The sequence below is a fragment of the Streptomyces sp. NPDC046881 genome, from assembly GCF_040645015.1.
Lineage (GTDB): Bacteria > Actinomycetota > Actinomycetes > Streptomycetales > Streptomycetaceae > Streptomyces.
Window position 1 is genome coordinate 12,675 of record NZ_JBEYXJ010000084.1, and the last position, 26,146, is coordinate 38,820.

General features: G+C 72.4%; 26 protein-coding genes, 1 tRNA gene and 1 pseudogene. 10 read left to right on the top strand and 18 right to left on the bottom strand.

Features of this window, described 5'->3' with window-relative positions:
- Positions 1 to 15 precede the first annotated feature (15 nt).
- Positions 16 to 945 carry a CBM35 domain-containing protein gene (locus ABZ923_RS30260; RefSeq protein WP_361477779.1) on the bottom strand — a complete coding sequence of 310 codons (930 nt, stop codon included), beginning with the start codon at positions 943 to 945 and terminating at the stop codon, positions 16 to 18.
- A 117-nt stretch (positions 946 to 1,062) separates the two neighbouring features.
- Positions 1,063 to 2,718 (bottom strand): diguanylate cyclase CdgB, encoded by a 1,656-nt coding sequence (cdgB, locus tag ABZ923_RS30265; protein WP_361477782.1) that lies wholly within the window; start codon positions 2,716 to 2,718, stop codon positions 1,063 to 1,065.
- Positions 2,719 to 3,019: 301 nt separating this feature from the next.
- On the opposite strand from cdgB, the gene ABZ923_RS30270 reads away from it, so the two are divergent.
- Positions 3,020 to 3,592 carry a flavin reductase family protein gene (locus ABZ923_RS30270; protein WP_361477785.1) on the top strand — a complete coding sequence of 191 codons (573 nt, stop codon included), beginning with the start codon at positions 3,020 to 3,022 and terminating at the stop codon, positions 3,590 to 3,592.
- A gap of 99 nt (positions 3,593 to 3,691) precedes the next feature.
- Here ABZ923_RS30270 and ABZ923_RS30275 read toward each other — a convergent pair whose 3' ends face one another.
- Entirely contained in the window at positions 3,692 to 4,531 is an 840-nt protein-coding gene (locus tag ABZ923_RS30275) for a sigma-70 family RNA polymerase sigma factor (protein ID WP_361477788.1), read from the bottom strand.
- A 163-nt stretch (positions 4,532 to 4,694) separates the two neighbouring features.
- Positions 4,695 to 5,132, bottom strand: coding sequence for an alternative ribosome rescue aminoacyl-tRNA hydrolase ArfB (arfB, locus tag ABZ923_RS30280; RefSeq protein WP_361477791.1), 438 nt, complete (start codon positions 5,130 to 5,132; stop codon positions 4,695 to 4,697).
- 166 nt (positions 5,133 to 5,298) lie between these two features.
- Here arfB and ABZ923_RS30285 point away from each other — a divergent pair, with 166 nt between their 5' ends.
- Positions 5,299 to 5,874 (top strand): TerD family protein, encoded by a 576-nt coding sequence (locus tag ABZ923_RS30285; RefSeq protein ID WP_361477794.1) that lies wholly within the window; start codon positions 5,299 to 5,301, stop codon positions 5,872 to 5,874.
- A gap of 64 nt (positions 5,875 to 5,938) precedes the next feature.
- Here the strand turns inward: ABZ923_RS30285 and ABZ923_RS30290 are convergent, their stop codons facing one another.
- Positions 5,939 to 6,439, bottom strand: a complete 501-nt coding sequence (locus ABZ923_RS30290) for a hypothetical protein (RefSeq protein WP_361477797.1) — start codon at positions 6,437 to 6,439, stop codon at positions 5,939 to 5,941.
- A 71-nt stretch (positions 6,440 to 6,510) separates the two neighbouring features.
- On the opposite strand from ABZ923_RS30290, the gene ABZ923_RS30295 reads away from it, so the two are divergent.
- Positions 6,511 to 7,905 (top strand): M1 family metallopeptidase, encoded by a 1,395-nt coding sequence (locus ABZ923_RS30295; RefSeq protein WP_361477800.1) that lies wholly within the window; start codon positions 6,511 to 6,513, stop codon positions 7,903 to 7,905.
- Positions 7,906 to 7,945: 40 nt separating this feature from the next.
- Here ABZ923_RS30295 and ABZ923_RS30300 read toward each other — a convergent pair.
- Positions 7,946 to 8,053: pseudogene (locus tag ABZ923_RS30300) on the bottom strand (M4 family metallopeptidase); the annotation flags it as partial.
- A gap of 102 nt (positions 8,054 to 8,155) precedes the next feature.
- The gene (locus tag ABZ923_RS30305) at positions 8,156 to 8,845 is read right to left on the bottom strand and encodes a pentapeptide repeat-containing protein (RefSeq protein ID WP_361477803.1); all 690 of its coding nucleotides are present in this window, start codon (positions 8,843 to 8,845) and stop codon (positions 8,156 to 8,158) included.
- A gap of 122 nt (positions 8,846 to 8,967) precedes the next feature.
- Here ABZ923_RS30305 and ABZ923_RS30310 point away from each other — a divergent pair, with 122 nt between their 5' ends.
- Both ABZ923_RS30310 and ABZ923_RS30315 read left to right on the top strand, forming a co-directional pair.
- Entirely contained in the window at positions 8,968 to 10,140 is a 1,173-nt protein-coding gene (locus ABZ923_RS30310) for an FAD-dependent oxidoreductase (protein WP_361477806.1), read from the top strand.
- 43 nt (positions 10,141 to 10,183) lie between these two features.
- The gene (locus ABZ923_RS30315) at positions 10,184 to 11,155 is read left to right on the top strand and encodes a zinc-binding dehydrogenase (RefSeq protein ID WP_361477809.1); all 972 of its coding nucleotides are present in this window, start codon (positions 10,184 to 10,186) and stop codon (positions 11,153 to 11,155) included.
- A gap of 226 nt (positions 11,156 to 11,381) precedes the next feature.
- Here ABZ923_RS30315 and ABZ923_RS30320 read toward each other — a convergent pair whose 3' ends face one another.
- The 3 genes from ABZ923_RS30320 to ABZ923_RS30330 are packed head-to-tail and all read right to left on the bottom strand — an operon-like array spanning position 11,382 to position 13,964.
- Positions 11,382 to 11,861: a GNAT family N-acetyltransferase gene (locus tag ABZ923_RS30320; protein WP_361477812.1), complete on the bottom strand. Its 480-nt coding sequence runs from the start codon at positions 11,859 to 11,861 to the stop codon at positions 11,382 to 11,384.
- Positions 11,862 to 11,893: 32 nt separating this feature from the next.
- Complete coding sequence (locus tag ABZ923_RS30325; protein ID WP_361477815.1) at positions 11,894 to 13,300, bottom strand: FAD-binding oxidoreductase; 1,407 nt, start codon at positions 13,298 to 13,300, stop codon at positions 11,894 to 11,896.
- Between the two features lie 10 nt (positions 13,301 to 13,310).
- Positions 13,311 to 13,964 (bottom strand): rhomboid-like protein, encoded by a 654-nt coding sequence (locus tag ABZ923_RS30330; RefSeq protein WP_361477818.1) that lies wholly within the window; start codon positions 13,962 to 13,964, stop codon positions 13,311 to 13,313.
- Here ABZ923_RS30330 and ABZ923_RS30335 point away from each other — a divergent pair.
- Positions 13,963 to 14,874, top strand: a complete 912-nt coding sequence (locus ABZ923_RS30335; RefSeq protein WP_361477821.1) for an aminoglycoside phosphotransferase family protein — start codon at positions 13,963 to 13,965, stop codon at positions 14,872 to 14,874. The two genes, ABZ923_RS30330 and ABZ923_RS30335, sit on opposite strands and share 2 nt — an antisense overlap.
- A 39-nt stretch (positions 14,875 to 14,913) precedes the next feature.
- Here ABZ923_RS30335 and ABZ923_RS30340 read toward each other — a convergent pair.
- A tRNA-Thr gene (locus tag ABZ923_RS30340) sits at positions 14,914 to 14,987 on the bottom strand.
- A 206-nt stretch (positions 14,988 to 15,193) separates the two neighbouring features.
- On the opposite strand from ABZ923_RS30340, the gene ugpC reads away from it, so the two are divergent.
- From ugpC to ABZ923_RS30355, 3 genes are all read left to right on the top strand, one after another.
- Positions 15,194 to 16,330, top strand: coding sequence for a sn-glycerol-3-phosphate ABC transporter ATP-binding protein UgpC (gene ugpC / locus ABZ923_RS30345; RefSeq protein ID WP_361477824.1), 1,137 nt, complete (start codon positions 15,194 to 15,196; stop codon positions 16,328 to 16,330).
- 203 nt (positions 16,331 to 16,533) lie between these two features.
- Positions 16,534 to 16,995 (top strand): hypothetical protein, encoded by a 462-nt coding sequence (locus tag ABZ923_RS30350; protein ID WP_361477826.1) that lies wholly within the window; start codon positions 16,534 to 16,536, stop codon positions 16,993 to 16,995.
- Between the two features lie 83 nt (positions 16,996 to 17,078).
- A complete protein-coding gene (locus ABZ923_RS30355; protein WP_361477829.1) occupies positions 17,079 to 17,810 on the top strand; it encodes a nucleotidyltransferase family protein in 732 nt (243 codons plus the stop codon).
- 93 nt (positions 17,811 to 17,903) lie between these two features.
- Here the strand turns inward: ABZ923_RS30355 and ABZ923_RS30360 are convergent, their stop codons facing one another.
- The 7 genes from ABZ923_RS30360 to ABZ923_RS30390 all read right to left on the bottom strand — a co-directional run bounded on the left by ABZ923_RS30360 (position 17,904) and on the right by ABZ923_RS30390 (position 24,716).
- Complete coding sequence (locus tag ABZ923_RS30360) at positions 17,904 to 19,583, bottom strand: DoxX family protein (protein WP_361477832.1); 1,680 nt, start codon at positions 19,581 to 19,583, stop codon at positions 17,904 to 17,906.
- A 149-nt stretch (positions 19,584 to 19,732) separates the two neighbouring features.
- Positions 19,733 to 20,674, bottom strand: coding sequence for a 23S rRNA (guanosine(2251)-2'-O)-methyltransferase RlmB (gene rlmB / locus ABZ923_RS30365; protein ID WP_361477835.1), 942 nt, complete (start codon positions 20,672 to 20,674; stop codon positions 19,733 to 19,735).
- Between the two features lie 98 nt (positions 20,675 to 20,772).
- Complete coding sequence (gene cysS, locus ABZ923_RS30370; protein ID WP_361477837.1) at positions 20,773 to 22,176, bottom strand: cysteine--tRNA ligase; 1,404 nt, start codon at positions 22,174 to 22,176, stop codon at positions 20,773 to 20,775.
- Between the two features lie 80 nt (positions 22,177 to 22,256).
- Entirely contained in the window at positions 22,257 to 22,661 is a 405-nt protein-coding gene (locus ABZ923_RS30375) for a PPOX class F420-dependent oxidoreductase (protein ID WP_361477840.1), read from the bottom strand.
- Positions 22,662 to 22,718: 57 nt separating this feature from the next.
- Positions 22,719 to 23,216, bottom strand: coding sequence for a 2-C-methyl-D-erythritol 2,4-cyclodiphosphate synthase (ispF, locus tag ABZ923_RS30380; RefSeq protein WP_361477843.1), 498 nt, complete (start codon positions 23,214 to 23,216; stop codon positions 22,719 to 22,721).
- Complete coding sequence (gene ispD / locus ABZ923_RS30385; protein WP_361477846.1) at positions 23,206 to 23,958, bottom strand: 2-C-methyl-D-erythritol 4-phosphate cytidylyltransferase; 753 nt, start codon at positions 23,956 to 23,958, stop codon at positions 23,206 to 23,208. The genes ispF and ispD overlap by 11 nt, the downstream gene beginning before the upstream one ends.
- Before the next feature lie 275 nt (positions 23,959 to 24,233).
- Complete coding sequence (locus ABZ923_RS30390; protein ID WP_003953493.1) at positions 24,234 to 24,716, bottom strand: CarD family transcriptional regulator; 483 nt, start codon at positions 24,714 to 24,716, stop codon at positions 24,234 to 24,236.
- 624 nt (positions 24,717 to 25,340) lie between these two features.
- On the opposite strand from ABZ923_RS30390, the gene ABZ923_RS30395 reads away from it, so the two are divergent.
- Positions 25,341 to 26,021, top strand: coding sequence for a DUF461 domain-containing protein (locus ABZ923_RS30395; protein WP_361477849.1), 681 nt, complete (start codon positions 25,341 to 25,343; stop codon positions 26,019 to 26,021).
- Positions 26,022 to 26,146 lie beyond the last annotated feature (125 nt).

Genomic DNA, 26,146 nt, shown 5'->3' on the forward strand with positions numbered 1-26,146 from the left:
ACTGCGTTCCGGGGGTCAGCCGCTGGAGTTGACCCAGCCCTTGACCAGCCACAGCTGGTCGATGAGGGCGTCGCACTGGTTGCCCTGCTCGCACGAGACCTTGATGGTGTTCGTGCCCTTGTCGAGCTGGACCCAGTTGTACGTCTTCGTCCAGCCCTTCTCGTAACTGCCCTCCGGGGCCCGCGCCCAGTTCTTCAGGCCGACGGGCGTGTCGGAAGCCGTGCCGTTGACCGTGAGGGTGGCGGTGGCGTCCTTGCCGGGGACGCTGTACCCGACGAAGACGCTGTACTTGCCGGCCTCGGGGATGTCGTTGACGGTCCAGATGATCGAGGATCCGGTCTGGTTGAAGCCCGCCACGTAGACGCCGCCGGCCGCCTTCGCTCCCGGCACGTCCGTCGCCTTGGTCGCGCCGCCCAGCAGCTGGAGGGCGTTCGCGTCCGACTTCGGCAGTGCTCCCGGCGTCGCCGAGCTGCTGCCCGAGGGGCTCGGGCTGCTGCTCTGGGAGTGGGTCGGGGTGGAGCCCGCCTGGTTGCCGGACTTGTCGTCGTCCGTGTTGCCGTTGATCATCGCGATGCCGATGCCGATGACGACCGCGGCGACCACCGCGATCGCGCCGATCAGCAGGCCCTTGGTGTTGGGGCCGCGGCGGCCGGGCGCGGGGGGCGCGGTCCGGCGGCCGGCCGGGGCGCCGCCGGGCAGCGTCTCGGGAGCCTGGTAGTGGGCGTTCGGCTGGCCGTAGGCCCCCTGCTGGGGGACGCTCTGGCCGTACGGTGCCTGCTGTGCGCCGTAGGAACGCTCGCCGACCGTACGCACTCTGCTGACCGAGTTCGGGTAGCCGTAACCGCCGGACGGCGGCTGGGCTCCCCGGGCCTGGCCGTCTGCGTACAGGTAGCCGAACGGGTCGTCGTCCTCGGGCGTGCTCGCGCCGTTGTCGCCGGGCGTCATCCCTTGGTACTCCTCAACAGGTGCGGGCGGATGCGGTACGGGTTGGAATGGCGAGCCTACCCGTTCTCCCTGGCCCAAACGGGGGCCTCGGACCGCTTCACCTCGCTGACCTGCGGATCATCCGGCACGGCGGTGTTGTTTGGGACGAGATCGTTTCTCTACGTACATCCGCTCGTCAGCGGATTTCAGCACCTCGTCCGCCGTCATGCCGCAGTGGGCCCAGCCGATGCCGAAGCTCGCGCCCACCCGGACCGCCCGGCCCTCGGCGCGGATCGGCTGGATGATCTCGTTGCGCAGCCGTACGGCGAGGTCCTGGGCGTCGGCCCGGCCGAGGCCGTCGGCGAGGATCACGAACTCGTCGCCGCCGAGCCGGGCGACCGTGTCGCCGTCCCGGACGCCGTTGCTCAGCCGCCGGGCGACCTCGATGAGGACGGCGTCGCCCGCGTTGTGCCCGAACCGGTCGTTGATCGACTTGAAGCCGTCGAGGTCGCAGAAGAGCACCGCGAGGCCCTTGGTGCCGTCGTCGCGGCCGTCCTCGGGGGCGACGGTGTGCACATGGTGGTCGTAGGCGTCGAAGCCGTCCGTGCCCGGCGTGAAGTCGAAGCCGTGGCCGGCCGGGACGTCGAAGGCGGGGTGGCCGTAGGCCGCGTCCAGGGAGTCGAGGGCCCCGGCGTGCGCGGGGCGCTGACAGAGCCGGGCCGACAGCCGCGAGCGCAGCTCGGCTGAATTGGGCAGGCCGGTCAGCGAGTCGTGGGAGGCGCGGTGGGCGAGCTGCAGCTCGCGCCGCTTGCGCTCCTCTATGTCCTCGACGTGGGTGAGGAGGAAGCGGGGGCCGTCGGCGGCGTCGGCGACGACGCTGTTGCGCAGGGACACCCAGACGTAGGTGCCGTCCCGGCGGCCGAGCCGCAGCTCCGCGCGCCCGCCCTCGGCCGAGGTGCGCAGCAGGGTGCCGACGTCCTCGGGGTGGACGAGGTCGGCGAAGGAGTAGCGGCGCATCGCGGAGGCGGGGCGGCCGAGCAGCCGGCACAGGGCGTCGTTGGAGCGCAGGATGCGGCCGTGCTGGTCGCCGCCCATCTCGGCGATGGCCATGCCGGAGGGGGCGTACTCGAAGGCCTGCCGGAAGGACTCCTCGCTGGCGCGCAGCGCCTGCTGGTCGCGCTCCAGGCGGACGAGGGCGCGCTGCATGTTGGCGCGCAGGCGGGCGTTGCTGATCGCGATGGCGGCCTGGAAGGCGTACATCTGCAGGGCCTCGCGGCCCCAGGCGCCGGGGCGGCGGCCGTTGCGCGGCCGGTCGACGGATATGACGCCGAGCAGTTCGCCGCAGTTGCCGCCCTGCACGCCGGGCGTGTACATCGGCGCGAAGAGCCGGTCGGAGGGGTGCCACTCGTCCTCGAAGCGGGGGGCGGGCCCGTCGGTGTACCACTGGGGGACGTCGTCGTCGTCGAGGACCCAGCCCTCGGTGTGCGGTATGAAGACGAGGTCGCCCCAGCGTTCGCCCATGTTCAGCCGGCGGTCCCAGGACTCGCGGGAGCCGACCCGGCCGGTGATCAGGGCCTCCGCGGCGGAGTTGCCGGAGAAGGCGGCGACCACGAGGTCGCCGTCCTGGCGGACCAGGTTGACGGCCGCCATCTCGTAGCCGAGGGCGTGCACGGCGCCGTCGGCGACCGTCTGCAGGGTGTCCGCCAGGCTGCGGGCCGTGTTCATGTCGGCCATGACCTGGTGCAGCTGTCGCAGGGACGCAAGACGGACGTAGGGCTCCGACTCGGTCTCCATGCTCTCCCTCCCCCCGAGGCCTCGCAGCGAATGAAGGGTTGTCCCGCCACTGAATCACAGCGCGCTGCCCACTCGGTACACAGGGTCAACAATTCCTGCCCCTTGTGACTCAAGTCACAGGAGAACGTGAACAATTGAGTAGAGTTTCTGCGTTTTGCCTGTGCGATTTCTGAACACGAGGCGTGCGGACATGCACACATATTGCACGCTTGAGGACGCCCCCGTGCGCCGCTGGTCCTAGGACCCGGCTCGGGCGGAGGGCCGATGCGGCCCGCGCGGGGCGGAGACTAGCGTTTCCGGCGTGCTGAAGACTCCCTCCCCCACCACCCCCCTGGCTTCCGGGCATGCTGAGGGGGTGAGCAACGACGAGTTCCGGGCCGCGATGTCCCGGCTGGCCGCGGGCGTGGTCCTGGTCACCGCGCAGGAACCGCCGCTGGACCCGGACGACCCCGAGGCGCCGGGCATGGAGGACGTCGGCATGACCGCCACCGCCTTCATGTCGGTCTCCCTCGACCCGCCGCTGGTCATGGTCAGCCTGCGCACGGGCGCCCGCATGGACGACCTGCTCGACGAGCAGCCGCTGTGGGCGGTGTCGGTCCTCGCCGAGAGCCAGCGGCACATCGCGGGCCGGTTCGCCATGAAGGGCCGCATCAGCGACCGGCTGCTCTTCGAGGACATCCCCTACGCCCGCGGCGAGGCCACCGGCGCCCCGCTCGTCGGCGGCGCGCTGGCCACCCTGGAGTGCCGCACCGAGCAGCGGGTGACCGCAGGCGACCACACCCTGGTCATCGGCCGCGTCCTCACCGCCCACGTACCGAGCGCCGAGGGCGGCCCCCTGCTGTACTTCCGCGGCCGCTACCGCCAGCTGGGCTGAGCCGGAACCCACCGGCCCGGGGCCGTGCCCCTCTCTCCCTGCTCCGCCCGGCCCCGGCTCGTCGACGCCGGCAGGGCGGGCCGCGTCGGCGGGACGGCCCTAGACCTCCTCGACGGTCAGTTCCGCCAGGTGGGACGGGTCGGTGATGATGTCGATGCCCGTGATGCGGTCGGCGGCGAAGGTGAAGGCCAGGACCCGCTCCGGGCGGCCGTCGGCGAACACCGCCAGGCCGGTCGCGCCGTCGACCAGGACCGGACGCGCCACCCGGGCCAGCCGGGCGAAGCTCGCCGCGCCGGCGGCGACCCGGGCCGCACCGCCGTTCACACCGGCCGCCGAGCGGGCCACCACGTCCGGGTCGAGCACCGCGAGCAGCCCGTCGAAGTCGCCGTCGCGCGCGGCGGCCAGGAAGGCGTCGACCACCCCCCGCTGCCGGGCCAGGTCGGCCTCCGGCGCCTCCACGCCCCGCACCCGGCGCCGGGCCCGGCTGGCGAGTTGCCGTGCCGCGGCCGCGGTGCGGCCGAGGACGCGGCCGACCTCCTCGAAGGGCACCCCGAACAGGTCGTGCAGCACGAAGGCCAGCCGCTCGGCGGGCGAGAGCGTGTCCAGGACGACGAGGAGGGCGAGCCCGACCGAGTCGGCGAGCAGGGCGTCCTCCGCCGGGTCCGGTTCGGTGGACGGCGTGGGCCGCCGGCTGTCCAGCGGCTCCTCGCCCCGGGTGCGGCGCGAGCGCAGCATGTCGAGGCAGACCCGGCCGACGACGGTGGTCAGCCAGCCGCCGAGGTTCTCCACCTCCCGCGTGTCGGACCGGCTCAGCCGGAACCACGCCTCCTGGACGGCGTCCTCCGCCTCGGCGGCGGAGCCGAGCATCCGGTAGGCGACGGCCCGCAGGTGCCCCCGGTAGGACTCGAACCGCTCGGCGAGAAAGTCGTTGTCGGTCATGGGTGGGCCCCGGCCTCTCCGTCGTCGTCCGCGATGCTGCTGCACCCCTTTGACGACTGACGGCAGGCGGATGTGACAGGCCCTGGGGTCTTTCTTCCGGATCAGGCCGGCCCCGAGCGACCGCGCCACCTGCGCGACACCGGCAAGATCCGGAAGAGAGGCCCTAACCCCAGTCCCGCCCCGAGCGGCCGCGCTTGGTCTCCGCGCGCTGCTTCTTCTCCCGCAGCCGCCGTTCGTTGATGCCGCGCGGGATGCGGGTCGGCTTGCGGGGCTTCGGCGGCGGCGCGCTGGCCTCCGCGAGGAGCGCGGCCAGGCGTACGGCGGCGGCCTCGCGGTTGCGCCACTGGGAGCGGTGCTCCGAGGCCCGCACGGAGACCACCCCGTCGACGAGGCGGCCGGCCAGCCGCCGCAGCGCCCGCTCCTTCCACACCGGGGGCAGTGCCTCGGTGCGGGCGAGGTCGAAGCGCAGCTCGACCTGTGAGTCGCTGGTGTTGACGTGCTGTCCGCCGGGCCCGGACGACCTGGAGAAACGCCACATCAGCTCGGCCTCGGGAAGCGAGACGGAGCCACGGATGAAGTAGGGCCCGGACATGCTCTCCATGTTCCCGGCCCGGCCCGGCGCACGTCACCTGGATTTCCGATTCGGTAAAAAAGGTAAAGGCATCCGGAACCACGGGGACCCCCCTCGACGTTGTCCCGGGTGACGGTAGCTTCGTCGGCACAGAGTGCACGGATATGCACGGGTATCTAAGGAAGGGACTCCCAACATGGCTGTAAGCCTGTCCAAGGGTGGCAACGTCTCGCTCACCAAGGAGGCTCCGGGCCTGACCGCCGTCACCGTGGGCCTCGGCTGGGACGTCCGCACCACCACCGGCACGGACTTCGACCTGGACGCCTCCGCCATCGCGGTGAACGGACAGGGCAGGGTCTACTCGGACGGCCACTTCGTCTTCTTCAACAACAAGCAGACCCCGGACAACTCGATCGTCCACACGGGCGACAACCGCACGGGCGAGGGCGCCGGCGACGACGAGGCGATCAACGTCAACCTGGCCGCGCTGCCGGCCGACATCGACAAGGTCGTCTTCCCGGTCTCCATCTACGACGCCGAGAACCGCGGCCAGAACTTCGGCCAGGTCCGCAACGCCTACATCCGTATCGTCAACCAGGCCGGCGGCGCCGAGATCGCGCGCTACGACCTGTCGGAGGACGCGGCCACCGAGACGGCCATGATCTTCGGCGAGCTGTACCGCAACGGCGCGGAGTGGAAGTTCCGCGCGGTGGGCCAGGGCTACGCCTCGGGCCTGGTCGGCATCGCCCAGGACTTCGGCGTCAACGTCTGAGCGCCGAGCCGGACGTGAGGGTCCCCCCGGCACCCGCCGGGGGGACCTTCCTCCCCAGGCGGGGCTACGGCACCCGCGGGAAGCGGGCCTGAAGGGTCCAGACGGCCGGGTTCTCCGCCAGGTCCTCGTGCAGGTCGGTGAGGTCCGCGATCAGGTCGTGCAGGAAGTCGCGGGCCTCGCGGCGCAGCTCGGTGTGGGAGAAGGCCAGCGGGGACTCCTCGGCCGGCATCCAGTCGGCGGTGATGTCGACCCAGCCGAAGCGGCGCTCGAAGAGCATCCGGTCGGTGGACTCGGTGAAGTCCAGCTCGGCGCGCTGCGGCCGGGCGGCGCGGGAGCCCATCGGGTCCCGGTCCAGCTGTTCCGCGATGTCGCACAGCGCCCAGGCGAAGTCCAGCACCGGCACCCATCCCCAGGCTGTGGACAGTTCCCGGTCGGTCTCGGTGTCCGCGAGATAGACGTCACCGCAGAACAGGTCGTGGCGCAGCGCGTGGACGTCCGCGCGGCGGTAGTCGGTCTGCGGCGGGTCCGGGAACCGGTTGGAGAGGGCGTAGCCGATGTCGAGCACGGGTGAGATGGTGTCACGCCGGTCCGGTGACCCCTGTCCGCGGTGCGCCCCGCCCACCTAAGATCACTGACATGTCCAGATCCGTACGCCTTGTCCCGGCGCTCGCCGCCCTGCTCGCCCTCGCGCTCACGGGCACCGCGTGCGACGGCGGGGTGCGGGGCACCCCGGGCGGCTCGGGGGTCCGCGACCCGTACTTCCCGAAGGCCGGCAACGGCGGCTACGACGTCGGGCACTACGCCCTGACCCTGGACTACACCCCGGCCACCCGCCGGCTCACCGGCACGGCGGTCGTCACCGCCCGGGCCACCCGGGACCTGTCGGCCTTCGACCTGGACCTCGCCGGGCTGCGCGTCGACTCGGTCACCGTCGAGGGCAAGGACGCCCGCTGGAGCCGCGCCGGCCAGGAACTCACCGTCCGCCCGCACGACGACCTGAGCGAGGGCGAGACGTTCCGCACGACCGTCCACTACTCGGGCACCCCGCGCACCCTCACCGACCCCGACGGCTCCGAGGAGGGCTGGCTGCCCACCGCCGACGGCGCCCTGGCGCTCGGCGAACCGGTCGGCTCCATGGCCTGGTTCCCCGGCAACCACCACCCCTCAGACAAGGCGTCCTACGACATCACGGTCACCGTCCCGAAGGGCCTCCAGGCCGTCTCCAACGGCGAGTTGACGGACCAGCGCACGAAGGACGGCCGCACCGCCTACCACTGGCACTGCGCCCAGCCCATGGCGAGCTATCTCGCCACCGTCGCCATCGGGCACTACGACATCGCGCGCACCACCGGCCCGCACGGCCTGCCCGTCGTCACCGCCGTCGATCCGACCCAGGCCGGGGCGAGCCGGAAGGTCCTCGCGAAGATCCCGGAGATCCTCGACTGGGAGGAGAACAACTTCGGCCCGTACCCCTTCTCCTCGGCCGGCGTGATCGTCGACCGGCGGCGCGACGCCGGCTACGCGCTGGAGACCCAGACCCGGCCCGTCTTCCCCGCCGACCAGCTCACCACCTCGATCCTCGTGCACGAGCTCGCCCACCAGTGGTACGGCGACTCGGTCACCCCCCGGTCCTGGCAGGACATGTGGCTGAACGAGGGCTTCGCGCAGTACGCGGAGTGGCTGTACCAGGAGGACTTCGGCGACAAGAGCGCCGAGGAGCGGTTCACCGAGCTGTACGAGGAGAACGACGAGGCCGTCTGGGCCTTCCCGCCCGGGAAACCCTCCGGCGCCGCGCACATCTCCGACACCCCGGTCTACGAGCGGGGCGCGATGGTCCTGCACAAGATCCGGCAGAAGGTCGGCGACGACACCTTCTACGACATCATCCAGGGCTGGGCCGCCGCCCACCGCCACGGCACGGCGAGCACCGCCGACTTCACCGCGTACGTCGAGAGCAAGGCCCCGCACCGGGACTTCGGCGGGATCTGGAAGGACTGGCTGTACGGGGACGGCCGGCCGGCCCACCCGTGAGGACGGGCGGCCCGGCCGGCCTGCTGCCGCGGGGACGGGGCTACTTGACGTTCACGGCCGTCCAGGCCGCCGCCACCGCCTTGTACTCCGCGCTGCCCGAGCCGTACAGGTCGGCCGCCGCCTGCAGGGTGCCGGTGCGGGCGCCCGCGGGACACCCCGTTGAGGTCTTCGCGCCGCTGCCCTCGGACAGCAGGTAGAAGAAACGTCACACGCCGCCCGGAGGACGGCCCGGGACCCAGGACCGCACCCGCTACTCGACCCGGATGCCCATCGCCGCCGCCAGCACCGGCGCCAGGTCCAGCAGCTGGCCGGTGCTGATCACCGCGCCGGAGAGCCGGTCCAGACCCCGGGTGATCTCCAGCGGGGCCGCCCCGCGCAGGTCCACGTCCGTCAGGGTCGCACCGCCGAAGTCGGCTCCCTTCAGGGCGCAGTCGGTGAACTCCACCCGCTCCAGGCGCGCGCCCGCGAAGTCCGGCTCCACCAGGACGCAGGAGTCGAAGACCACGTCCTTCAGACGAGCCTCGCGGAGGTTCAGGTAGTCGATCTTGCCGCCGCGGATCACCACCCGCTCCAGCACCGCGCCGTGCATCTGCGTACCACCCAGGCGCGCGTCGACCAGCTCCACATCGCGGAACGTGGACTCGGCGAACTGCGTGCCCACACCGCGCAGCCCGGTCAGCACCGAGTCCAGCACCCGGGCCCGGCCCAGCGCCGTCCCGTCCACCGCGCAACCCGTCAGCGCGCAGTCCATGAACCGGGCCCCCGCCCCGTCCTGCCCGCCCAGGTCCAGCTCGCGGAACTCCAGCCCGTCATAGTCGCCGTCCGGCTCCAACTCCCCCTCGGCCCACGGCTCCAGCGGCGGCAGCCGCAGCTCCGGCCGCCGCGCGCCCCGCACCGCCCCCCGGCCCGCCGGCCGGCCACCCGTCGCTCGCCTCACCATGCGCCCATGCTGCACCCCGCCACTGACAATCCCCCCGACCTGGGAAAACACCGGGATGTCACATGCAGCGGGTCGCCGGCCGTCGTACTCCCGCAGCAGATGCAACGACCTCAGGGAGAGCCATGCCCAAGCCCGCGCACCACATCACCGTCATCGGCGGCGGCTTCGCCGGACTCACCGCCGCGATCACCGCGGCCGAGGCCGGCGCCCAGGTCACCCTGCACGAGGCCCACCACACCCTCGGCGGGCGGGCCCGGACGGCGACGGGACCGTACCGGACCAACGAGGGCCCGCACGCCTTCTACTGCGCCGGCCCGCACTGGACCTGGCTCAGGCAGCGCGACCTGCTCGGCCCCCTCGCTCCCCTGCCGCCCCTGGAAGCCGCCCGGCTGCGACTGCACCACCACGGCGGGCTGCGCCGCACCCCACCCTTCGCCATGCTCAGGCTGCTGCGGCGGCGGATCGGACCGGCCCCCGTCGACGCCGACTTCCTCGGCTGGGCGACCGGGATCGCCGGCGAGGAGGGCGCCCGCGCCGCCGCCCACTACGCGGCCGTCGCCCTCTTCCACCACGACCCGGGCAGCCTGTCCGCGGCCTTCGTCCAGGAACGCCTGCGCCGGGCCGCCAAGCTGCCGCCGGAGGCGCACTATCCGCGCGGCGGCTGGGGCGCGGTCGTCGACCGGATGGCCGCCCGGGCCTGGAACATGGGGGTGCGGATCGAGACGGGATCCCGGGTGGACGAACTGCCGCGGGACACCCCGGTCGTCGTCGCCACCGCCCTGCCCGCCGCCGGACGGCTGCTCCGCGACGACTCGCTGACCTGGCCCAGCGGCCGCACCGTCCTCCTCGACCTCGCCGTACGCACCCGGCGCGGGGACGCCTTCGCCGTCTCCGACCTGGACGCGCCCGGCTGGATCGAGCGGTTCACGGCACAGGACCCGTCCCTGGCACCGGCCGGGGAGCAACTGCTCCAGGGGCAGTTCCCGGTGGGGCCCGGCCAGCGCCGGGCCGACGCGCTCGCCCGCGCCGAGCATCTGCTCGACCTGGGGTTCCGCGGCTGGCGGGAGCGGGTGACCTGGCGGCGGGAGGCCGTGGCGGACGGCCGTACGGGCGCCGTCGACCTGCCGGGCCGCACCTGGCGGGACCGGCCCGCCGTGGACCGCGGCGACGGGGTGTACCTCGTGGGCGACCAGGTCGCGGCCCCGGGCGTGCTGTCGGAGGTGTCCTTCAACAGCGCGGTGACGGCGGTGTCCCTGATCCTCGGCCGGTCCGCCCTTGACCTCAAGCGCGCTTGAGGTCCGAGGGTGGGGACACCACGCCGTCTCCCTGGGGGGTCCCATGCACGCCGTCCGTCTGCACGCCTTCGGCCCGGCCGAGAATTTGACCTACGAGGAGGTGCCGGACCCCGTCCCGGGCCCCGGCCAGGTACGCATCGCGGTCGCCGCGGCCGGAGTGCACCTGCTCGACGCGGCCCTGCGGGAGGGACACCGGGGTCCGCTGCCCGAACGGCCCGCCCTGCCGACCGTCCCCGGCCGCGAGGTCGCGGGCGTCGTGGACGCGCTCGGCGACGGCGTCGACGCGCTGTGGCTCGGCCGCCGGGTGGTCGCCCACCTCGGCCTCGCCCCCGGCGGCTACGCCGAACTGGCCGTCACCGAGGTCGAACGCCTCCACGACATCCCGGAGAACCTGGACCCCGCCGCGGCCGTCGCCATGATCGGCACGGGCCGCACGGCACTGGGCATCGCGCAGTTCGCCGAACCGGGACCGGACGACGTGGTGGTCGTACCGGCCGCGGCCGGCGGCATCGGCACCCTGCTCGTCCAGCACGCCCGGAACGCCGGCGCCACCGTTATCGGCCTCGCGGGCGGCCCGGAGAAGACCGCCCGGGTCCGCGCGAACGGCGCCGACCTCGCCGTCGACTACACCGACCCCGCGTGGCCCGCCACGGTCCGCGCCCACCTCGGGGGCCGGCCCGCCACCCTCGTCTACGACGGCGTCGGCGGCCAGGCCGCCCGGGAGGCCGTCGCCCTGCTCGGCCCCGGCGGCCGGCACCTGGTCTTCGGCTGGTCGGCGGAGGGCATCGCCGACGGCCGGGGGTACGCCGTCGAGGGCCTCTCGGAGTCCGTGCTCGGCCCGGCGATGCTCCAGAAGGCCGGCGGCCTGCGCGCCCTGGAACTGCGCGCCCTCGCCGAGGCCGCCCAGGGCCGCCTGCACCCGGCCGTCACCCGCTTCCCCCTCACCGAGGCCGCCGCGGCACACCGCGCACTGGAGGGCCGGGGCACGATCGGCAAGGTGGTACTGGAACCGTGAGAGACCCCGGCCGGGGCGTGCGGGCGGCACGCCCCGCCGACGGCTGCGGGGGGCCCGTCGGCGCGTCCGGGCGGGTGATCGTCGCCCGCCCCCAGGCGGCGCGGCCGCGTCCCGCCCCACGCGCTCCGGCACGCTGCGGCTCGCCCGTCAGAGGCGCACGCGACCGGCCGCCGGCGGCCCGTGACCGCCGGGCCACCACCGCCGGATCACCACCACCGGCGAACCGTCAGCCGGCGGAGCCCAGCGCCGTCAGGGCGTCGTCCGTGAGGCGGTACACCGTCCACTCGTTCTGCGGGCGGGCGCCCAGTGCCTCGTAGAAACCGATCGCCGGCCGGTTCCAGTTCAGCACCGACCACTCCAGCCGCTCGTACCCCCGCTCCCCGCAGATCCGCGCCAGCTCCGCCAGCAGCGCCCGCCCGTGCCCGCCGCCGCGCGCCTCGGGCCGGACGTACAGGTCCTCCAGGTAGATGCCGTGCACCCCGCGCCACGTGGAGAAGCTGAGGAACCACAGCGCGAACCCGACCGGCTCCCCGCTCTCCTCGTCCACCGCCAGGTGCGCGAACGCGGCCGGCCGCTCCCCGAACAGCGCCTCACGCACCTGCTCCTCGCTCGCCCGGACCTCCTCGGCCGCCTTCTCGTACTCGGCCAGCTCACGGATCAGGGTGTGGATGACAGGGACGTCGTCAGGGGTCGCGGTACGAATCATGCGGCGAGGGTAACCGGCCCGCGCCCCGGCCCTCAGTGCCGTCCCGCCACCCGGTCGGCCACCTTCGCCAGCCGCGAGGACTCCGCGCCGGGCCGCAGGCGTTCACGCTGGTCGGCGGCGCGATAGGTGGCGTACATGCCCTGGACGCCCAGCCAGCGGAAAGGTTCCGGCTCCCACCTGCGGACCCTGTGGTCCACCCAGGGCAGGTCCGTCAGCTCCGTCCGGCCGCCCTGCCCGGAGTCCCGCTGCACCAGATCCCGCAGGGTACGCGCGGCCAGGTTGGCCGTGGCCACCCCGGAGCCGACGTAACCGCCCGCCCAGCCGAGCCCCGTGGAGCGGTCCAGCGTCACCGTGGCACACCAGTCGCGCGGCACCCCGAGCACCCCCGACCAGGCGTGCGCAACCCGCACCCCGGCCAGGGACGGGAAGAAACGGGTCAGGATCTCCCGCAGATCCTCGACGGTCGCCGCCTGCGTCCGGCCGTCGTTGTCGGTACGCGAACCGAACCGGTACGGCACCCCGCGCCCACCGAGCGCGATCCGGCCGTCCGCCGTGCGCTGGGCGTACATGTAGGCGTGCGCCATGTCGCCCAGGGTCTCCCGGCCCGCCCAGCCGATCGCCGCCCACTGCTCCTCGGTCAGCGGCTCCGTCGCGATCATCGAGGAGTTCATCGGCAGCCAGGTCCGCCGCTGACCCTTGAGCGAGGCCGTGAAACCCTCCGTGCAACGCAGGACGTACGGCGCGCGGACCGTGCCGTACGGGGTGACCGCGTGCTTGGGACGGATCTCCGTCACCGGCGTCGACTCGTGAATCGTCACACCGAGCGCCTCCACGGCCGCCGCGAGCCCCTTGACCAGCTTCACCGGGTGCAGCCGGGCCCCGTGCGGGGTCCAGGCGGAGCCGACCGCGTCCGCGATCCGGATCCGCTCGGCGGTCTCCCGCGCGCCGTACAGCTCCCGGTCCTTCTCGCCGTACGACAGCTCGTGCGCGTGGAACGCCTTCAGCCGGGCCAGCTGCGCCGGAGTCGTCGCCACCTCCAGCACACCGCCCCGGTGCACGTCCGCGTCGATACCCTCCGCCTCGGCGACCGCCACCACCTCGGCCACGGTGTCGTTCATCGCCCGCTGGAGCCGTACGGCCGCCTCGTGACCGTGCAGCTTCGCGTACCGGTCCCGGCCCGCGATCCCGTTGTACAACCAGCCGCCGTTGCGGCCCGAGGCTCCGTACCCGCAGAACTTCTGCTCCAGGACGGTGATCCGCAGGAAGGGAACGGCCTTCTTCAGGTAGTACGCCGTCCACAGACCCGTGTACCCGCCGCCCACGATCACGACGTCGGCGGACGCGTCCCCGGACAGCGGCTCCCGCACCACCGGAAGGCCGTCGTCCGCGTACCAGAAGGAGATGCCACCGTTCACGACACTGCTCACCGAGCTGCTCATGGCCGGGACGTTAACCCCTCAGCCCGGCCAGTGTCTCCTTCGGATTCCATGCTTTTCCACGGCCCCTGACCAGCGGACAGCAGGCCAGACCGATCAGCACCGCGACGGCGTGACCGACGTCGGTGAAGGTCGGCCCGGCGGCCAGCGGCAGCCCGAACACGGCCAGCACCGCCGCCAGATACACGTACCTCCAGGGCGCCGCGATCCGGTAGGTGAGCACCGCGATCACCCCCGCCAGCGCGTAACTCACCCCGATGTCGAGCGTGTTCACCGCCGCGGGCGGGGCCACGCCCCGGCGGATCGCCTCCAGCAGCGCCCCCTCGCTGATCAGCGTGGCCAGCACGTGCGCCAGCGCGCACACCGCCAGCCAGCGGGCCGTACCCAGCCAGCGCTCGGCCCGCGCGTGGAACACCGTGTACAGCAACGCGTACGGCACCCAGTGCCCGGTCTCGATCCACATCGCGCTGGCCACCAGCACCCGCACCGGATTGCGGGACAGCTCGTGGATGTTCGTGGACCGCCGCCGCAGGAAGTGCTCCTCGAACCCCGGCGGCATGTGGTGCAGCGCGACGGTCGTCACGAACAGGATCCCCAGCCACACGTACGTGCCGGGAGCACTGCGGACGTACGCCCGCGCCCCGCCCAGGCCCCGGAGAATTCGCATGAGCCGATTCACGCACGTCGGTATCGTCCGCCTCGTGATCGACATCCCGGGCGAGCTGGCACAGGCGCAGGAGACGTACAACGGCACGGCGGGACGCGCCTTCATCGCCGCGCTGCCGGACCTCGCGGCCGACTTCCTGCACCGCTGGCGGCTCACCCTCGACGGGCCGTCGATGAACGGCGTCAGCGCCCTGGTCCTGCCGGTCGTCCGCGCCGACGGCCTGCGCGCGGCCCTCAAGCTCCAGCTGACGGACGAGGAGAGCGCGGGCGAACCGGTCGCACTGCGCGTGTGGGACGGCGACGGGGCGGTACGGCTCCTGGACCACGACCCGGCCACCGGCACCATGCTCCTGGAGCGCCTGGACGAGTCCCGGATGCTGGCGGGCCTCGGCGACACCCGCGAGGCCGTCCTCGTCATCGCCCGGCTGCTGGCCCACCTCACGTCGTTCCCCGCCCCGGCCGGCCTGCGCCGCCTGGGCGACATCGCCGAGGCCATGCTGGAACGGACCCCCTGGGCCCTGGCCCGCGTCCCCGACCCCGGGGTCCGCCGGGCCCTCGCCGACTGCGCCGCCGCCGTGCGCGAGGTCGTCCACGAGCCCGGCGACCGGCTGCTCCACTGGGACCTGCACGACGAGAACGTCCTCGCCGCCGACCGCGCCGACTGGCTCGCCATCGACCCCAAACCCCTGGCCGGCGACCCCGGCTTCGAACTGTGGCCCGCCCTCGACAACCGCTACGACCCGGCCGAGGTCCGCTGGCGCTTCGACGCGCTGACCGACGTCCTCGCCCTGGACCGCGCCCGGGCCCGCGCCTGGACCCTCGGCCGCCTGCTCCAGAACGCCCTGTGGAACATCGAGGACGACCGCCCGCTCCAGCCCCGCGACCTGGAGATCGCCCACCTGCTCACATGAAAAAGCCCAGGTGGGACAACGTCCCACCTGGACCGCACGAGCCCCCTGTCGGATTCGAACCGACGACCTTCGCTTTACAAGAGCGGCGCTCTGACCAGCTGAGCTAAGGAGGCATGCACCTGGGTGCCCGTGCAGTGTACCCAGGTCTGGGGGCCGCCCCGTCGAAAATTTCCGCGAAGTTCACCGGGGTCGAAGTGCTGACAGGGCCGGTGGACGCCAGGTACCGTCCTGACCCAGTTCACCCCGGTGGACTACACCAACCACCTTCCTACAACGGATCGTCCGGCACGTTCCTGCCGGTAGAAGGGGGCCCATCACCATGGCCACAGTCACGTTCGACAAGGCGACCCGGATCTACCCGGGTTCCACCAAGCCCGCCGTCGACGCCCTTGAGATCGACATCGCGGACGGCGAGTTCCTCGTCCTGGTCGGCCCGTCGGGTTGCGGGAAGTCCACCTCGCTGCGGATGCTCGCGGGCCTGGAGGACGTCAACGGCGGCGCGATCCGCATCGGTGACCGCGACGTCACGCACCTGCCGCCGAAGGACCGGGACATCGCCATGGTGTTCCAGAACTACGCCCTGTACCCGCACATGACGGTCGCCGACAACATGGGCTTCGCGCTCAAGATCGCCGGCGTCAACAAGGCGGAGATCCGGCAGAAGGTCGAGGAGGCCGCGAAGATCCTCGACCTCACCGAGTACCTGGACCGCAAGCCGAAGGCGCTCTCCGGCGGTCAGCGCCAGCGTGTCGCGATGGGCCGCGCGATCGTGCGTGAGCCGCAGGTGTTCCTCATGGACGAGCCGCTGTCCAACCTGGACGCCAAGCTCCGCGTCTCGACCCGTACGCAGATCGCGTCCCTCCAGCGCCGGCTCGGCATCACCACCGTCTACGTCACCCACGACCAGGTCGAGGCCATGACGATGGGCGACCGGGTGGCCGTGCTCAAGGACGGCATCCTGCAGCAGGTGGACTCGCCGCGGAACATGTACGACAAGCCCGCGAACCTGTTCGTCGCCGGCTTCATCGGCTCCCCCGCCATGAACCTGGTCGAGGTGCCGATCACCGACGGCGGCGTGAAGTTCGGCAACAGCGTCGTCCCCGTCAACCGGGAGGCCCTGAAGGCCGCCGCCGACAAGGGTGACCGCACGGTGACCGTCGGCGTCCGTCCCGAGCACTTCGACGTGGTCGAGCACAACGGCTCCGTCGCCGCCTCCCTGTCGAAGGACGCCGCGGACGCGCCGGCCGGTCTCGCCGTCTCCGTGAACGTCGTCGAGGAGCTGGGTGCCGACGGCTACGTCTACGGCACCGCCGAGGTCGGCGGCGAGATGAAGGACCTGGTGGTCCGCGTCAACGGCCGTCAGGTGCCGGAGAAGGGCTCCACGCTGCACGTGGTCCCGCGGCCGGGCGAGACCCACGTCTTCTCGACCTCCACCGGCGAGCGGCTGACCGACTGACGTCACACGGCACCCGGAAGGGCCCCGCGCGCTCGTCGTGCGGGGCCCTTCCCGTGGGCCCCTCCGATCGGCGCGGACACCCCCGCGCAGCGATCATTCCGGGCGGCGGACGTCAACCCATTACCCAGAAAGCGGCGCGTTCTCATCCCCCATTAGGGTGACTGAATGTCTTCGCGTCGTTACCGGGCGCTACCCTCACACGCGTGAAGCACTCCACCACCCCTCAGACGCGAAGCGGCCACCGGGGCGGCCCTGCCCGCCGGATCGGCCGCACTCTCGCCCTCGTCCTGCCCGTCGTCCTGGTGCTCTCCGGGACCCTCGCGGTCACCCGGGTCAACTGGACGGGGAGCCCCTCCAGCTCGGTGCTGGCCGCCTCCGACGTCTCGGCGGCGGAGATCTCCGTCAAGAAGGTCACCCGCGCCCCGCAGGACGTGCTCCGCGACCAGCTGATGACCGAGCTGCAGAACAAGAACCCGGGGGTGGTCCTCACCCACCTCCAGCAGGCCGTCAACGGCCACCCGTCGCTGGCCCGGCACTGCTCCTCCATCGCCCGCGCCCTCGGCCAGGCCGCGGTGCGCATCTACGGCGCCTCGCGCGCCCAGTCGTACGCCCGCCCGGTGTGCGACACGGCCTTCGCCTCGGGCGTCCTGGCCGCGCACAGCTGAGTCCCGGTGGGAACTCGGTAAGGCTCCCCGGGGAGTGCCCTGCCGTCTCCGCACGGTCGTGGGTCGCCACGTACAGTGCGGTCATGACCCATCCGAACGCCGCGTCGCGCCCCACTCAAGCCGTGGTCCTGGCCGGTGGCCAGGGCTCACGGCTGCGTCCGTACACCGACGACCGGCCCAAGCCGATGGTCGAGATCCCCGGTACGGGCACTCCGATCATCGGCCACCAGCTCACCTGGCTCGCCGAGGAGGGCGTGACGGACGTGGTGGTCTCGTGCGGCCACCTCGCCGACGTCCTGCAGAAGTGGCTGGACTCGGCCGACCTGCCCGTCTCCGTCACCACCGTCGTGGAGAGCGAGCCCCTCGGCCGCGGAGGCGGTCTGCGGTACGCCGCGGCGCGTCTGCCGCACCCCGACCGGCCCTGGTACGCGACCAACGGGGACATCTGGACGCGGTTCTCGCTGCGGGACATGGCCGACTTCCACACCGAGCGGGACGCGGTGGCCACGCTGGCGCTGGCCCGGCCGCGCATCCCGTGGGGCGCCGTGAAGACCGACGGGTTCGGGCACATCACCGACTTCATCGAGGCGCCGCCGTCGACGTTCGAGATCAATGCCGGTGTGTACGTGTTCTCGCCGGAGTTCGCTTCCCTGCTGCCCGAGCGGGGGGATCACGAGCGGACCACGTTTCCCCGGCTGGCCCGGGAGAAGAAGCTGGCCGGCTTCCCCATTCCGCAGGGCGCTTACTGGCGGGCCATCGACACCGCGAAGGATCTGACGGAGGCGGCCAGGGAACTGGCGGCTCTGGGGCGGTAGCCCCCGCGTCAGCCGTGCGGTGGTGGTCACCGCGTGGAGAGGGCCCCGTACCGGGAAAGGTACGGGGCCCTCTGCCGTCGCCGTGCCGTTGCCTCAGCCCAGCAGGCCGCCCACCAGGCCCGGCTGGCCCGTGGCCGTGCTGCTGCCACCGCCCGAGGACGTGCCGCCGCCGGTGGTCGAGCCGCCGGTGCTGCTGCCGCCGGTGCTCGTCGGGCCGGCCGTCGTGCTCGGCGCGCCGCCCGTCGGGGAGGTCCGGCGGGGCGGGACCTGGCCCGTGGTGCCCTGGGTCTGGGTGGGGGCCGCGGTGGTGGCGCCGGCGGTGCTGCGGCTCGTGCCCGGGGTCGTCGCCGTCCCGGAGGGGCTCGCGCCGGCCGTGGCGCCGCCCGTCGGGGAGCTGGAGGCCGCCGGGGTCTTCTTGTGCCGCTCGCCGGGCTCCTGCGGGAGCGGGGAGCCGGGGAGCTGGTTGCGGGGTGCCTCGCCGGGGCCGGGGACGACCACCCGGCTGGAGTCGCGGACCGCGCCGCCCAGCAGGGAGCCGATCAGCAGGGTCAGGCCGACCGTGACGGCCGTGATCAGCGCGCCGCGGCGCAGGACGAAGCGGCGCAGCTCCCAGATGTCGGCGCGGGGGCCGAGCCGGCGCCAGGCGCTGCCCGCGAGGCGGCCGTCCACGGAGTAGACGGGGGCGCCGGCGATGATCAGCGGGGACCAGGCAGCGAGGTAGATGATGTCCGGGGCGTCGTAGGCCGGGACGGTCTTCCAGCTGACGGTGACGATCAGCGCGGCGGAGAGCAGGGCGCCGACGACCGCGGTGACGCGCTGCCAGCAACCGAGGATGGTCAGGACGCCGACGACGACCTGGAGGAAGGCGATGACCAGGCCGGAGCCGACCGGGTGGTGCAGGGCGAACTGGCGCAGCGGCTCGGCCACGTCCCAGGGGTGCAGGGTGTTGAGCCACGTGACCATGGAGCCGCGCTTTCCGCCGTCGAAGTAGACGGGGTCGCACAGCTTGCCCATGCCGGCGTAGATGGAGATGAAGCCGAGGAAGACGCGCAGCGGGAGGATGACGACGCCGAGGTTGAGCCGGCGGCCGGGGTAGTAGGCGTGCCGGGCCGGGTCGTCGCCCTGGCGCCGGGTGGTGCGCGGGCCGTCGGGGCGGGGGCCGGCCGGTTCGGCGTAGCCGTCGTACGGCTCGTGGTCGGTGTAGGGCTCGTCGTCGTAGGCGCCGGTGACCGTGCGCATGTGGGGCAGGAGGCGGGTGCCGTCGGCGTCGGGGGCGGTGCGCTGGTGGCCGACGACGGGGGTCTCGACGGTCTGGTCGAGTGCGTCGTAGGTGTCGGCGTAGGTATCGGCGTAGGTGTCGGCGTAGCCGGTCTGGACGCGCGGGATGACCTGGGTGGCGCCGGCCTCGGACTCGTCGGCATGGCGGACGCTGCTGCCCCGCACGGCCTGGAGGAGCCGGTGGGCGCCGGTGTCGTCGGGGGCGGACTTGCCGCTCCACACGACGGGGCGGCGGCGGCCGGTGGCGCCGGGCCGGCCCGCCGTGCCCGCGACGGGCATCCGGGCGGTGTCCTGGCCGGCGTTCAGGTGCCGGGCGATCCGCGGGGATTGGGTGCGCCTGGCCGCCGCGCCCAGCTGCACGCGGAAGCTGGCGTGATTGACGATGACCTGCGCCGGATCGCTCGGCACCTTCACCATGCTCAGCGCGGGAGCGTCGTCGAAACCCGACGAGCGGTCCCCCGTGGGTGTGCGGGGTGTTCTGGTGTCCACACTCATCTAACCGAGTGACGTGGCGTTAGGACACTGCTTTGACCGGGCGGATGTGTCCGGACCCCGTCAAAGCGGCCTCGAACGCCATATGGACGCACGAATTACCCCGCAAGGGTGAAGTTCCGGACGGGCGTTCGGCCCGTCCGGAACCTCGGTCAGCTGCGCCGGCGCGCGGCCTCGTACAGCACGATGCCCGCGGCCACACCGGCGTTGAGGGACTCCGCGCCGCCCGGCATCGGAATGCGCACGCGGAAGTCGCAGGTCTCGCCGACCAGCCGGGACAGGCCCTTGCCCTCGCTGCCGACGACGATGACGACCGGACCCTCCAGGGCCTCCAGGTCGCCGAGCTCGGCCTCGCCGTCCGCCGCCAGGCCGACCACGGTGAGGCCGGCCTTCTTGTAGGCCTCCAGGGCACGGGTGAGGTTGGTCGCACGGGCGACCGGCGTACGGGCGGCCGTACCGGCGGAGGTCTTCCAGGCACCGGCGGTCATACCGGCCGAGCGGCGCTCGGGTACGACCACGCCGTGGCCGCCGAACGCGGAGACGGAGCGGACGACGGCGCCGAGGTTGCGCGGGTCGGTGACCCCGTCCAGGGCGACGACCAGCGGGTCCTCGCCCTCGTCGGCGGCGGCGTCGAGCAGGTCCTCGGGGTGCGCGTACTCGTACGGCGGGACCTGGAGGACCAGGCCCTGGTGGTTCAGGCCGTTGGTCATGCGGTCCAGCTCGGGGCGCGGGGCCTCCATGAGGTTGATGCCGCCGCGCTCGGCGGCGAGCTGGAGGGCCTCGCGGACGCGCTCGTCGTTGTCGATGAACTGCTGGACGTAGAGCGTCGAGGCGGGCACGCCCTCGCGGAGCGCCTCGACGACCGGGTTGCGGCCGACGACCAGCTCGGAGGCGGACTTGCCGCCGCGGCCCCGGGCCACGGGACGGCGCACGGCCTGCTTCGCCTTCGCGTTGGCGATGCGGTTCTTCTTGTGGCCCTTGCGCATCTCGGCCGGCGGCGTCGGCCCCCGGCCCTCCAGCCCCTTGCGCCGCTGGCCGCCACTGCCGACCTGCGCGCCCTTCTTGCCGGACATGCGACGGTTGTTCGCGGCCATGACCTACCTGTCTTCGTGATGCGTGCGGATACGTACGTCTATGCAGTGTGCCGCCCGGGGGGCCGGGCGGCACAATCGATCACCGGATCGAGAAGGGATCAGCGGGAGCCGAGGCTCCAGCGCGGGCCCTGCGGGCCGTCCTCGATGGCCAGCCCGGACTGCTTGAGCTGGTCGCGGATGGCGTCGGCGGTGGCCCAGTCCTTGCGGGCCCGGGCGGACTCGCGCTGGTCGAGGACGAGGCGGACGAGGCTGTCGACCACGCTCTCCAGGTCCTGGCCCCGGTCACCGGTCTCGTCGGCCCAGTGCGGGTCGAGCGGGTCGAGGCCGAGGACGCCGAGCATGGCCCGTACCTCGGCGAGCCGGGCGACGGCGGCTTCCTTGTCGTCGGCCGCCAGCGCGCTGTTGCCCTGCCGGACGGTGGTGTGCACGACGGCGAGGGCCTGCGGGACCCCCAGGTCGTCGTCCATCGCCTCGGCGAAGGCCGGCGGGACCTCGGCGGCCGGCTCGACGGTCTTCCCGGCCAGCTCGGTGACCCGCTGGACGAAGCCCTCGATCCGCGCGAACGCGGACTCGGCCTCGCGCAGGGACTCCTCGCTGTACTCGATCATCGAGCGGTAGTGCGGGGTGCCCAGGTAGTAGCGCAGGACGATCGGACGCCACTGCTTGACCATCTCGCTGACCAGCACGCTGTTGCCGAGCGACTTGGACATCTTGTCGCCGGCCATGGTGACCCACGCGTTGTGCACCCAGTACTGGGCGAAGTCGTCGCCGTAGGCCTTGGCCTGGGCGATCTCGTTCTCGTGGTGCGGGAAGATCAGGTCGAGTCCGCCGCCGTGGATGTCGAAGGCGGTGCCCAGGTACTTGTGCGCCATGGCGGAGCACTCCAGGTGCCAGCCGGGGCGCCCCGGTCCCCAGGGGGTCGGCCAGGTCGGCTCGCCGGGCTTGGCGGACTTCCACATGGCGAAGTCGCGCGGGTCCCGCTTGCCGGTCTCGCCCTCGCCGGACGGCTGGAGCAGGTTGTCCAGCTCCTGCCGGGACAGTTCGAGGTAGTGCGGGAAGGACCGTACGTCGAAGTACACGTTCCCGTCGGCCTCGTAGGCGTGCCCGCGCTCGATGAGGCCCTGCATCATCTCGATCATCTCGGTGATGTGGCCGGTGGCGCGGGGCTCGTAGGTCGGCGGGAGGCAGCCGAGGGCGGCGTAGCCCTCGTTGAAGGCGCGCTCGTTCTCGTACCCGATCGACCACCACGGGCGGTTCTGCTCGCGGCTCTTGGCGATGATCTTGTCGTCGATGTCGGTGACGTTGCGGATGAACGTCACCTGGTAGCCGCGGTACTCGAACCAGCGGCGCATGATGTCGAAGTTCAGGCCCGACCGGATGTGCCCGATGTGGGGGGCGGCCTGCACGGTGGCGCCACACAGGTAGATCGAGACACAGCCCGGCTCGAGCGGGGTGAAGTCACGGATCTGCCGGGCGCTGGTGTCGTACAGGCGAATCGTCACCACTCCAGAGTAGTGGGCCCCGGGCAGTGCCACGCCCCTTCCCACCGTGAACCCGCCCCCTCACCGACGGGGAGCCCCCCTCACAACCTCCCGACCACCTTCCGCGGCCGGATCCGGACCACGACCCGCTGGGCGTCCTGGGCCGCGGCGGGGTTGAAGTCGGCGTAGTCCTTGCCGGTGTACTTGCGGCTGAGCCGGTCGATGAGTTCCGGGCCACCGTCCGTCGTGAATTCGGCGATGCCGCGGATCTCGGCGTACTCGTAGGGCTCGTCGGGGTTGAGGACCGCGACGCTCACCCGGGGGTCGCGCTCCAGGTTGAGGTACTTGCGGCGGTCGACCGTGGTGGAGAAGAGGAGGTCGTCGCCGTCGCGCATCACCCATACCGGGGACAGCTGCGGGCTGCCGTCGGGCTGGACGGTGCCGACGACGACGAACACCTTGTCGTCGAGCACGGACTTCAGGCGGTCGGACAGTACGGCGGACATGGGTACCCTCCGGAGTCCAGGGATCACTGGTGGTCGTGTGGGTACCCTCGCACGCGCTCAGCTCACCCGCACCACGAGTGCCGTCGCCACCGCCATCAGCCCCTCCTCGCGGCCCGGGAAGCCGAGGCCGTCCGTCGTGGCGCCGGAGACGGAGACGGGGGCGCCGGCCGCCTCGGACAGGATCTTCTGGGCCTCGTCCCGCCGCTTGCCGATCTTCGGGCGGGGGCCGATGACCTGGACGGCGACGTTGCCGATGGTGAAGCCCGCCGCGCGGACGATCCGGGCCGCCTCGGTGAGCAGGGTGGTCCCGGAGGCCCCCGACCACTCGGGCCGGCCGGTGCCGAAGTGCTGCCCCAGGTCACCGAGTCCGGCGGCGGAGAAGAGGGCGTTGCAGGCGGCGTGCGCGACCACGTCGGCGTCCGAGTGGCCGGCCAGCCCGGACCCCTCGCCCTCCCACCTCAGGCCCGCGCACCACAGCTCGCGGCCCTCCTCGAAGGCGTGGATGTCGGTGCCGATCCCGACCTGCGGCAGCACAAGGCCCGCCTCAGAAGCCATCGTTGAGCCTCCTGCGCGCCAGGACCGCCTCGGCGAGGACCAGGTCCAGGGGGCGGGTGACCTTGAAGGCCTCCTCGTGACCGGGGACGGCCACGACCGGCACGCCCAGCTGCTCCACCATGCTCGCGTCGTCGGTGACGTTCTCGGTGACGCTCTCGTGGGCGCGGACCAGGGTCGCCCGGTCGAAACCCTGCGGGGTCTGCACGGCACGCAGCCGGGACCGCTCGGGGGTGGCAACGACCGGTTCGGGGTCGCCGGCCTCGGCCGCGGGCGCGACCTCCTTGACCGTGTCGGCCAGCGGCAGCGCGGGCACCACGGCGGGGGCGCCGTCGCGTACGGCCTCGATGACCGCGTCGACCGTGTCGACCGGGACGAGCGGCCGGGCCGCGTCGTGGACCAGCACCACCCCGTACCGCGGCGGCAGCGCCTCCAGGCCGAGCCGGACCGACTCCTGGCGGGACTCCCCGCCGGGGACGACCAGGAAGTCGGTCCGCTCGGGCAGCGCGTGCGCGTCGAGCAGCGACTTGACGTCGGCGGCGCCCTCCGGCGGGGCGACGACGATCACCAGCGAGACGTGCCGGGAGGCGGCGAGGGCGCGGATCGCGTGGATCAGCATGGGGGTGCCGTTCAGCGCGCGGAGTGCCTTGGGGGCGCCCGGACCCAGCCGCACGCCCCGGCCGGCGGCGGGAATCACGGCGGCGACGGGGGTCTGCGCGGGCGTAGGACGTGATTCGTCAGACATCGGATCCTGTCAGGTTTGTGTGCTCGACCTACGTGGGTATGGCCTGGAGGAGTGCCGGGCGCGACGCCTTGACCGGACCCTTTCCGTGACCCTGGTCGAGCCATCCGCCCGGGCCCGGCATCTCAAGTATCGGGGGGTTCCGCAGGCTTCCCGAGGAGCACCCGCTGCGGGGACGAACATGCCGCAGCGCCCGGCGACAGGATCAGTGTCATCGGGCACCGCGGCATTTCACTGTGCTGAGCGTGCCGGAAGCGAAGGTTCGCTGCCGCTGCGCGTCAGGAGGCGAGCACCTCGTCGAGCAGGGCCTCGGCCTTGTCCTCGTTCGTGTTCTCCGCGAGAGCCAGCTCGCTCACCAGGATCTGGCGGGCCTTGGCAAGCATGCGCTTCTCGCCGGCGGACAGTCCGCGCTCGCGCTCTCGACGCCACAGGTCGCGCACGACCTCGGCGACCTTGATGACATCGCCGGAGGCGAGCTTCTCCAGGTTTGCCTTGTAGCGACGGGACCAGTTCGTGGGCTCCTCGGCGTACGGCGCGCGCAGCACCTCGAAGACCCGGTCGAGCCCGTCCTGACCGACCACATCACGCACGCCGACGAACTCCGCATTGTCCGCTGGCACACGCACCGTGAGGTCACCCTGGGCGACCTTCAGCACCAAGTAGGTCTTGTCCACGCCTTTGATCTGACGAGTTTCGATGGCCTCGATCAGCGCGGCCCCGTGATGGGGATAGACCACGGTGTCGCCAACCTTGAACGTCATGTGACAGGTACCCCTTCCGTGGCTATCCAGGGTAACACGGATACGGCGTCTTCTGAATGGCGTTTTCGCAGGTCAGGGCATATCTCGGGGCTTGACAACTGCAACCGGGACGTGCTGCGGGGAGTCCTCGGAAGCGGGTATTCGCAGGTCGGAGGGGCTCTTCGGGCGGGGTGAAACGCGTACGTTACACACCCCCGGAGACGGTTCCAAGTGGCGGAACATCCCGATATGTCCGGTCTCAAGCGTACGACTTCCGCTACTCCGTTCGGTGGCCGGAGGCGGATGTGAGCCGATTCCAGAATTGATCAACGGCCGCCGGGCGGGTGCGCCGTGATCAATATCGGGAAGGCCGCGCATTCCTCCACAGAATTTTCGCGGGGCGCCGCGCAGGCGTGTTGAGACCGGTCACGGCCGCGTTATGTGAATGACGGACGAGCGGCTCCGCAATGTCACCCCGGAGTCACTCGGGCCGCCCGGGGTACCCCCACCTGGACGGAAGCCCGGGGCTCGGGGAGGGTCGGGTGCGAGCGCCCGGGAACGGCTCGGTAACCTAAGGCCGCTGACAGACACTTAGGGTGGCTTTATTAGGGGAGCCGCCCGCGCGTTCAAGGAGTTGCCGCCGCCGTGAGCAGCAGCCTTCGACGCGGCGCCCTCGCCGCCTCCGCCATCGTCTTCTCGATCGCCTCGCTCGCCGCCTGCGGCGCCGGTAACGACTCGCAGACCCTGGAGATCAAGCCGGACAACGCGGCGACCAGTGTGGGCGACATCAAGATCCAGAACGCCCTGGTGATCACCCAGCCCGACCCGCAGGCGACCGGTCCGGCGGTGATCTCCGCGACCCTGTTCAACGGCGGCCGCACCGACCAGACGCTCCAGTCCGTCACCGTGGAGGGCGGCACCTCCGCCGAGCTGAAGCCGGCCAAGGGCCAGAGCCTGACCGTCCCGGCGGGCGGCTCGCTCGTCCTCGGCGGCAAGGACAACGCCTCCGCGACGCTGCCCAGCGGCCGCGAGGCCGTCCAGAACGGCAACGCCCAGAAGATCACCTTCACCTTCAGCAAGACCGGCAAGGTGAGCCTGGCCGCCTTCGTGGTCCCGGCCACCAGCTACTTCGACAAGTGGGGCCCGTCCCAGATCCCGTCGGCCTCGGCGTCCGCGAGCAGCGGCGCCCCGGGCGCCACCCCCTCGGGCAGCGCCTCCGGCAGCGGCAAGCCGCACAAGGGCCACGAGACGAGCCCCTCGGCCACCGCCTCCCAGTCGGCCGCCACCCCGAGCGACTCGGCCTCCCAGTCGGCCGCCGGCCACTGACCGGCACCACTCGCCGTACACACCGAGGGCGGGCCCCCGCACGGGGGGGGGCCCACGGTCGTGGCCCGGTGGGAGTCCGGGCTTAGGCTCGTACATGTTGGCGCGCCCCCGCACCGTCACCAGAT

Coding starts and splice junctions, on each gene's coding strand:
- ABZ923_RS30335 (WP_361477821.1), top strand. CDS start 13,963: ATGAGCCGATTCACGCACGTCGGTATCGTCCGCCTCGTGATCGACATC.
- cdgB (WP_361477782.1), bottom strand. CDS start 2,718: ATGGAGACCGAGTCGGAGCCCTACGTCCGTCTTGCGTCCCTGCGACAG.
- ABZ923_RS30320 (WP_361477812.1), bottom strand. CDS start 11,861: ATGATTCGTACCGCGACCCCTGACGACGTCCCTGTCATCCACACCCTG.
- ispD (WP_361477846.1), bottom strand. CDS start 23,958: ATGTCTGACGAATCACGTCCTACGCCCGCGCAGACCCCCGTCGCCGCC.
- ABZ923_RS30295 (WP_361477800.1), top strand. CDS start 6,511: ATGTCCAGATCCGTACGCCTTGTCCCGGCGCTCGCCGCCCTGCTCGCC.
- ABZ923_RS30260 (WP_361477779.1), bottom strand. CDS start 945: ATGACGCCCGGCGACAACGGCGCGAGCACGCCCGAGGACGACGACCCG.
- ABZ923_RS30310 (WP_361477806.1), top strand. CDS start 8,968: ATGCCCAAGCCCGCGCACCACATCACCGTCATCGGCGGCGGCTTCGCC.
- ABZ923_RS30285 (WP_361477794.1), top strand. CDS start 5,299: ATGGCTGTAAGCCTGTCCAAGGGTGGCAACGTCTCGCTCACCAAGGAG.
- ABZ923_RS30360 (WP_361477832.1), bottom strand. CDS start 19,583: ATGAGTGTGGACACCAGAACACCCCGCACACCCACGGGGGACCGCTCG.
- rlmB (WP_361477835.1), bottom strand. CDS start 20,674: ATGGCCGCGAACAACCGTCGCATGTCCGGCAAGAAGGGCGCGCAGGTC.
- ABZ923_RS30275 (WP_361477788.1), bottom strand. CDS start 4,531: ATGACCGACAACGACTTTCTCGCCGAGCGGTTCGAGTCCTACCGGGGG.
- ispF (WP_361477843.1), bottom strand. CDS start 23,216: ATGGCTTCTGAGGCGGGCCTTGTGCTGCCGCAGGTCGGGATCGGCACC.
- ABZ923_RS30355 (WP_361477829.1), top strand. CDS start 17,079: ATGACCCATCCGAACGCCGCGTCGCGCCCCACTCAAGCCGTGGTCCTG.
- arfB (WP_361477791.1), bottom strand. CDS start 5,132: ATGGAGAGCATGTCCGGGCCCTACTTCATCCGTGGCTCCGTCTCGCTT.
- ABZ923_RS30330 (WP_361477818.1), bottom strand. CDS start 13,964: ATGCGAATTCTCCGGGGCCTGGGCGGGGCGCGGGCGTACGTCCGCAGT.
- ABZ923_RS30325 (WP_361477815.1), bottom strand. CDS start 13,300: ATGAGCAGCTCGGTGAGCAGTGTCGTGAACGGTGGCATCTCCTTCTGG.
- ABZ923_RS30390 (WP_003953493.1), bottom strand. CDS start 24,716: ATGACGTTCAAGGTTGGCGACACCGTGGTCTATCCCCATCACGGGGCC.
- ugpC (WP_361477824.1), top strand. CDS start 15,194: ATGGCCACAGTCACGTTCGACAAGGCGACCCGGATCTACCCGGGTTCC.
- ABZ923_RS30305 (WP_361477803.1), bottom strand. CDS start 8,845: ATGGTGAGGCGAGCGACGGGTGGCCGGCCGGCGGGCCGGGGGGCGGTG.
- ABZ923_RS30315 (WP_361477809.1), top strand. CDS start 10,184: ATGCACGCCGTCCGTCTGCACGCCTTCGGCCCGGCCGAGAATTTGACC.
- ABZ923_RS30375 (WP_361477840.1), bottom strand. CDS start 22,661: ATGTCCGCCGTACTGTCCGACCGCCTGAAGTCCGTGCTCGACGACAAG.